Annotated in this window: 1 pseudogene; it reads left to right on the top strand. The window is 65.5% G+C overall.

From position 1 onward, the window contains the following. Window positions 1-539: 539 nt before the first annotated feature. A pseudogene (locus GZ998_RS05790) lies at window positions 540-1291 on the top strand (DDE-type integrase/transposase/recombinase); the annotation flags it as partial. Window positions 1292-1574 lie beyond the last annotated feature (283 nt).

Genomic DNA, 1574 nt, shown 5'->3' with positions numbered 1-1574 from the left:
GGACGTTAACAACGCTACTTAACGGCCTGCTGTATACCTCCCAGCCCTTCAGCAGGCCGTTAACAGGCGTTGTTAACCCCGAAGTGGCGTTGCAAACCAGGAAGTGGCGTTGCAGATGATCCGGCGTTGTCGACGACCGCCCGCCGGCAGCGAGGACGCTTCCGACGGGCGCGGGACGTGCTAGGGCCGGCGCCTGACGCACGTACGCCGTTGCGAGGGCCCTCCCGGGCGGACAGTCCGCGTATTGCGTCTGACCCGCAGCAGCGACGACCCGCCATGAACGGCAACGGTTCACGGGGACACCCGACAAACCGCCGCGGGCGACGCCCCAGCACCCAGGCAACATGACGAACCGTAAGGTCAACCCAAGAACCTGTTATGTGTCAGGACATCGGTGACAGTTCAGGGGTTGTTGGTGGTGACAGTTCTGGCGTGTTTTTGGATGCATGAGCCCAGTCAGGAAGTCCAACAGTGGTGGTGTTGATCCGCGTATGCGTCTGGCGATCGCCCGGTGGCCTGATGACGCCCCGCGCGGGGCGGTGACCACGTTCTGCGAGCATGAGGGCATCTGCCGCAAGACCTTCTACGCGCTGCGGGCCAGAGCCCGAGCTGACGGGGAGGCCGCGATACTCGAGCCCCGCTCTCGCCGTCCTCGCACAAGTCCGGGACGTATAAGCGAACAGGTGCGCTACCAGGCACTGGACGTGCGTGCCGCGCTAGAACGCTCTGGCCTGGACTGCGGCCCGATTCAGCGTGCACGACAAGATGCGGGCCATGGGCCTTCAGGCGCCCTCGTCGGCGTCCCTGGCCCGGATCTTCCGCGCCGCCGGCGTGGCCCACGCCGAGCCGGCCAAGAGGCCCCGGGCGGCATGGCGCCGTTTCGTCTACCCCGCCCCGAACGCCTACTGACAGATGGACGCCACCGAATACGTACTGGCCGGCGGCCGCAAGGCCGTCATCTACCCGGCTCATCGACGACCACTCCCGCCTGGCGGTGGTGTCCCTGGTCGCCGCCTCCGAGACCAGCCAGGCAGCCATCGCCACCTCCGATAAGGCCGTCGCCCGCTACGGAGTGCCCCAGCGGCTGCTGACCGACAACCGGGTCGCTGTGAATCCCACCCGACGCGGCCGCAAAGGCGAGCTGGACGGGCCACGTGCGCGCCCTAGGGGTGGAACCCATCACCGGCAAGCCGTACAAGCCCACCCCCAGGACAAGAACGAGCGCCTCCACCAGACCCTGTTCCGCTACCTCGACGCCCCGCCCCTGGCCCGCGCCCGGCACCCGCTACGTCTCGACCCGCACACACCCAACCCCGCCAACCACCACACCCCACAAGACCCAGAACTGTCACCGATATCCTGACACACCAAGTGTCACCGATGTCCTGGCACAAAACTGTCACCGATCTCCTGAGACATCACAGCGACGGTTCGTACCTCGTGGTGACGGTTCGTACGTTCCGGTCGACGATTCGTACCCTGTGGCGACGGTTCGTACCGTAGGGGTACTGTGATGTCTCATGACTTCTGGGACTGTTGGATCTCATGACATCTGGGAGTGTCAGAAGTCGTGA

This window comes from Actinomyces sp. 594 (assembly GCF_019325145.1).
GTDB lineage: Bacteria > Actinomycetota > Actinomycetes > Actinomycetales > Actinomycetaceae > Actinomyces.
Note: the sequence above shows the minus strand (reverse complement) of the source record. Positions and strands in the feature narration are given on the sequence as shown.